Source organism: Dysgonomonas sp. Marseille-P4677 (assembly GCF_016652235.1).
In the GTDB taxonomy this organism is placed as follows: domain Bacteria; phylum Bacteroidota; class Bacteroidia; order Bacteroidales; family Dysgonomonadaceae; genus Dysgonomonas.
Genome location: NZ_JAEPKU010000182.1, coordinates 1 through 6,267, shown reverse-complemented (window position 1 = coordinate 6,267; position 6,267 = coordinate 1). Strand labels below are relative to the sequence as shown.

Here is a 6,267-nt window from a genome sequence, read left to right as displayed (position 1 = left end):
CCGCGGCTTTATCTGTCCTTTTTTGCGCAATGCTATGGAAGGCTAAAAAAAGATAATCTAGATGAAATGATAAAATTAAATTAACAAATTAACAAATTAACAAATGAACAACAGAGGCAATGGGATTCTATATTTTTGCTTATTGGTTATATGAAGAATCTAACAATTGCCTTTGCTTGTTGAAGAACTCGATACGTTGTTGTTCTCCACAGCAGGTGATATTTGTTGACATTTTGCAACGTGATTGTATCCAGCCGTTTACAATCTCAAAATTCTTTTTGTCATTAGCTCCCAGACCATTGAATACACAAGCCTCTATTATAGAAATATAATGATTGAATATTTTTAGAGTATAACAAGATTTATTGAAATTTAAGCTCGATACATATATATTAGCATTATTTCCGTTTTCATATTTTCCTGTTTCACAGATGTTTTCCAGATAGTTTAATACTCTATATGTATCCTCAAGGATAGCCTTTTTGTCGTCATTATCTATCAAGCCAATAGAATAGAAATATTCAAGTTCATTAATTAGATGTAGAAAAATATAATTATCTAATACATAGTGAGTCTCCTTGAATTGTATATGTGCTTTGAAGGAGTTTTTGAATATTTGATAAATTCTATCCGGCACTTTGATATTACGATATGCTATTGTCTGTTTTCTTTCATCTTGATACATCCATTTAAGCAAATAAAATTGTAAAAGATTCTTATATTGTAAAAATATTTGTTGAGGAAGACTATTAACTGATATCATAAGTCGGGAGGATGGGTCGAGTTCTGCCAACCGAACCAAGTTTACATGGTCTTCCAGCAACTTATAGTCAGTCTCATTAGGAGTTTCGAACTCAGTTATACACATGCGAAAAAAAGTTATTTTTTCTAAGTCATCTGCCCCGATTATTAAATCTAAAGATAATTCTAAGCGTTTTGCTATTATTGACGCTTCTCCTAAGGTAAAGCATATTTCTCCTCGTAATCGCCGATAAGCGGCGCTTCGTTCTATATGCAGTACTTCCATTAAAAATACAGCAGGATTGACATTCTCAGGAAGAAAATCTCTTATAGCATTGAGTATTGCGTAATTGCACTTTTCTTGAAAATTATTCATTTTATTTTGATTACAATAAACAATGTAGCCATACAACAAACTACTGAAGTTATGTGGTTTATATATTGTTTTCTAATTTCAGAACATTAGGATATATATTATAATTACAGAACAAGAAGAGCTAAATCAATTAAAGTAAAATGGCTTTAATATTCAACATAATAATTTGCATTCTTTTTAACTTAAATAGATTTTAATAGATTCACCATTTATTTTTCATCATTGCTATGGTAGTAATTATGTCTTATCGATTTTTGATCCTAGCCAATCAAATGAAAGAAATCGATCAAAAATATACCAAAATATTAAGATATTGAGTAAAAAATATTGCATTTTTTGCAACAAATTAACTAATTTGCTATTTTTAAATAAAATTTATAATACTGTGTGTAATCAAAATTACAACAAGTAACAGTCCTGATAATATATTAAATTATATCAGATTAAAAAGAGGGTATAAGAGATATTGCACCCATAGTTTCCGGATAGTCAATTATAGAAGTAATTACTATAAGATTCAATAAGATATGAGGCTGGATCGCCCTCTCAAGATAGCTATCCATGGAGTTGGCAAATTTGTTATATGATTTAGCTAGATGTCCTCCCAAAATAATGATTTCATATTTGTGGTTAATCAAAAAAATAGAGACTAGCCGTCCGACTAGTGTGCCTAATTGATCCCACATTTTCAGACTAGATGCAGATGAATCATCCTTTTCAAATTGTTCCTGTAACAATATTAATTCGTTGATTGTTTTGATGAAATTATCCTTATAAATATTAATATAATCATAGCATGATAGAGACAAGCAGTCTGCATTATTAAACATATTTTCATTTCCTAAGAATAACTTGCCATCGATCATTATACTTGTTCCTATATTAGGTCCAAGGTTTATAACTAATGCATTTTTTATGTCCTTACAAATGCCGTAATTTTTCTCGGCCAACATAAAACAATTCACATCATTATTTATCCATACTCGTGTATTAAACTCATCTTCTAGTATTTTCTTTAGTCCGTGGTTTTCCCAATAAGGTATCTTTTGTAAATCATAAATTATCCCGCGTTTTTCGTCTAATTTAGATGGTAGACTAAGTCCTATGCCCTTAATTCTTGTTTTCGCCGATCGTCGTATTATTCTCATTATTTTCTCCATTATAATTCTATTAGAATTTCGTTTCATTTCAAAAATTGATTCCTCAACAAAATCCATTGAATTGTTTCTCAATATTGCAGCTCTTATATTTTTATCACTAATATTTATACCTATTTTCATATTCATGGCTTTTATATTTAGCAATGTATACTACTTATATACTTATATACTACTTAATATATTTGTATACTATTTGGAAGGATAGATTATATTTAACAGCTTTGCTTCTACTACAAAACTGCAAAGGGGATTCCTATTCTTAATAAAGAATTGTACCTCATATTGGTATAGGCATTTTTTAGCAAAGATTATTCAATCGTATGATGTAAAGGACAATAAATATTCTTAGTTTTTTATATTACATTATTCCTTAAATCATTCTTTCATTCTTTCATTATTTATTTGTAAATGTATTAATTATCCATTGATTCAACTTTTAACTTTTGTGTCTAATATTGAGACGTACAGATAGTTTTTGTTCCTTTATTAGCAAATATTGCAAGTTAGATTTACGGAAAAAGATATAATTTGTCATTCAAGCATAGAAATAGTTTCATTCTGTAATACAAAATATATTTTATAAGATTATTTGTTAATGAATTTCAAAGTTTTTATTAAATATTTAGTTAGTTGTTAAATTTAAAACGAATATGCATCTATTTCTCCGACTGTACAGCTTTAACTTAAAGTCGTTTATCTAAATATAGACTTTTTACATTTATTCATTGGTGTTAGAACATTTTTATTAACTAAAACTTCAAAACTAAAAATATATTCATATGTTTTAAAAAAAACACTTATTTATGAGGAAAGACTATACCCACAAAAATGAAGGATGGTATTCTATTGATAAGGATACTGTTATTGACAGATTAGAGTCAGATATCAAGCATGGATTATCTGAAGTTGAAGCGGCAGAACGTCTTGATTTATTTGGTGAGAACGTTCTTCCCGGAACAAAAAGGCAAAGTAATATTATCCGCTTTTTGAAACACTTTAATGATATACTTATTTATGTGCTTTTTGTTGCAGCAATTGTTACGGCCATTTTAGGCCATTATGTAGATACAGTGGTTATTTTATTAGTGGCAGTCGTCAATGCTTCTATTGGTTATTTTCAAGAGAATAAGGCAGAGAAAGCATTGGAGGATATAAAAAAACTTTTGTCGCTCAAAGCTCAGGTTATAAGGGATGGAATCAGAACAGAGATCGATGCATCTCAATTGGTAGTCGGAGATGTTGTGTTGTTAAGTCCCGGCGATAAAGTTCCTGCAGATTTACGGCTGTTGCAAACTGATAATCTAAAAATAGAAGAATCACCACTAACAGGAGAATCTGTACCATCGGAAAAGAAGGTCGAAGCATTAGATTCGGATACAATGCTTGGAGATAGAATCAATATGGCATTTTCGAGTACCACAGTCAGTGCCGGAACCGGGCTCGGTGTAGTTGTTGCTACTGGTGAAAATTCCGAAATAGGTAAAATAAATGAGATGATATCGGAAGTAGAGAAAATAACAACTCCACTGCTTCGTCAAACTGCAAAATTTGGGAAAACAGTATCAGTTGTTATTATATCTATTGCTGCTGTTATTTATGTATTCGGATATTTTTTTCGTGACTATAACTCCGGAGAGCTTTTAATGTCAGTTATCGGTCTTGCTATCGCAGCCATTCCTGAAGGCCTACCAGCCATTCTCTCTATTATATTGGCTATAGGTGTACAAAATATGGCAAAAAGAAATGCTATTGTGCGCACATTACCATCTGTAGAAACGCTTGGGGCTGTTTCTGTCATTTGCTCAGATAAAACAGGAACACTTACAAGGAATGAAATGACCGTTAAAACAGTAGAAATAAGGGATGGCGATTTTACAGTATCGGGTACAGGTTATGCTCCGGAAGGTGATGTCTTAAAAAATGGATACAAGATTGACTTTAATAACGAGCCGATATTAGAAGAACTCATAAATTGTTTCAATATATGTAATGAAGCATCTTTGGGTAAAGATGAAGACGGTAACTGGTTTGTAAAAGGAGACCCTACCGAAGGTGCATTAATAACTTTATATGAAAAAGCAGACATAGAACATAAAGCAGCCCAACGTAAATCAACGATTCCGTTTGACTCCGAATATAAATATATGGCTACCCTTAACGAGACAAAGAGTAATAATATTATATATATAAAAGGAGCTCCCGATCGGCTTCTGGATATGGCTGAAAGAGAGAAAACAAAAGAGGGAGAGCTGAGTTTTGACAAAGAATATTGGGAAGGTAAGATTACGGAACTTGCTCAAAAAGGGCAACGTATAATAGGAGCAGCATATAAGATTGTCGATGAAGATGTGAATACTATTGAACATGAGGATATTCATGATGGTATTGTATTTCTCGGATTGGCAGGAATTATAGACCCACCTCGAGAGGAAGCTGTGGAAGCCATTAGATTATGTTCGGAGGCTGGTATAACTGTAAAAATGATAACAGGAGATCATGCGGATACAGCTAAGACAATAGGATATGAAATGGGAATCGGCGATGGAGTAAATGCTTTACAAGGCAAAGATCTTGAAGTAATGTCCGATACGGATTTAGAAGCAGCAGCCGAGCAATATGATATTTTTGCACGTACAAGCCCCGAGCATAAACTCCGATTGGTAAGAGCCTTACAAGCTAGAGGCATTATATGCGCAATGACAGGAGATGGAGTGAATGATGCGCCTGCATTGAAAAAGGCTGATGTTGGTATCGCAATGGGTATTAAAGGTACGGAGGTCACAAAAGATGCTTCGGAAATGATCTTGGCAGATGATAATTTTAGTACAATTGTTGCCGCCGTAGAAGAAGGGCGTAGAGTATATGACAATCTTAAAAAAACAATACTATTTATACTGCCTACCAATGGAGCAGAAAGTTTCCTTATAATAGCCAGTATATTGTTTGGAACATTAATGCCTCTGACTCCGGTACAGATTTTATGGGTAAATATGGTTACTTCGGTAACGATATCCTTAGCTTTGGCTTTCGAAAAAATAGAGCCGGGAACAATGAAACGTCCTCCAAGATCTTCGCAAACACCATTGCTAAGCGGTTACTTTATCTGGCGTATTCTATTCGTTTCAGTGCTCATCGGTGGTGGTACATTATGGATGAATATAAATATATTAAAATCGGGAGTTAGTGAAGATGTTGTTAGAACAATTACGATACAGACTATTGTAATTACACAGATGTTTCACCTTTTCAATAGTAGGAGTATTCGTAAGTTTGCTTTCAATCGAGACTTTTTTACAAATAAGGCTGTATTCATTGTGTCCGTATTGTTAATCGCTTTACAACTAGGTATTACATACCTTCCGTTTATGAATAATGTATTTGGTACTACACCTTTGATGTTGTCCGACTGGATATATCCATTCGTTTTTGGAGCGGTTGTGTTTATTATTGTTGAGATAGAAAAAGCAATAATGAGAAAAATAGATACTTTAAAGTAAGAAATTTATAAAATATTATAATTATTCTCAATCCCTTTGTTATCTGGATCGTAGTAAAGATAACAAAGGGATTGATCGTTTAAATATCTATGTTACTTCTAAAATTCGGATGGTTCTAATAACCTAATACGTATCATTCTAAGTTGTACATAATTATACACGTCTTCTTACAAATAGAAATAATTATACGGTTGGCTGATGCTGACAGAATTAGATTCACTTGCCTAATATAAATCAATCTCAGATTATCTTTTGTTGCTACAATTACAAAACAATATTTGATATAATGTGTTTAATTTGTAATTTTACTATTATTGATATTTAATGCCTGTTTTATCCTTTTATTAAGTGTATATATCTGTTTATTCTATTTATTGTAGTTTTACTAAATAGAGATAATTTGTTTTTCTCTTAATAAAATAGCAAATACATTTGTTACAAATCATGAAAACATAATCAAATTCTCTGATCAATTTTTTATTCTACAATTAAA

At 31.8% G+C, this 6,267-nt stretch carries 3 protein-coding genes; 1 reads left to right on the top strand and 2 read right to left on the bottom strand.

All coding sequences use genetic code 11. The features are described 5' to 3' along the window. Positions 1-139: 139 nt before the first annotated feature. The gene (locus JGH11_RS18475; protein WP_201114262.1) at positions 140-1,117 is read right to left on the bottom strand and encodes a hypothetical protein; all 978 of its coding nucleotides are present in this window, start codon (positions 1,115-1,117) and stop codon (positions 140-142) included. 443 nt (positions 1,118-1,560) lie between these two features. Beyond that, positions 1,561-2,397 (bottom strand): ROK family protein, encoded by an 837-nt coding sequence (locus JGH11_RS18470; protein WP_201114260.1) that lies wholly within the window; start codon positions 2,395-2,397, stop codon positions 1,561-1,563. A gap of 683 nt (positions 2,398-3,080) precedes the next feature. Between JGH11_RS18470 and JGH11_RS18465 the strand changes: the two genes are divergently transcribed. After that, positions 3,081-5,774 carry a cation-transporting P-type ATPase gene (locus JGH11_RS18465; protein ID WP_201114258.1) on the top strand — a complete coding sequence of 898 codons (2,694 nt, stop codon included), beginning with the start codon at positions 3,081-3,083 and terminating at the stop codon, positions 5,772-5,774. Positions 5,775-6,267 lie beyond the last annotated feature (493 nt).

Excerpts from the sequence above, each read along its gene's own strand:
- JGH11_RS18465 (WP_201114258.1), top strand. The coding sequence starts at position 3,081 with ATGAGGAAAGACTATACCCACAAAAATGAAGGATGGTATTCTATTGAT.
- JGH11_RS18475 (WP_201114262.1), bottom strand. The coding sequence starts at position 1,117 with ATGAATAATTTTCAAGAAAAGTGCAATTACGCAATACTCAATGCTATA.
- JGH11_RS18470 (WP_201114260.1), bottom strand. The coding sequence starts at position 2,397 with ATGAAAATAGGTATAAATATTAGTGATAAAAATATAAGAGCTGCAATA.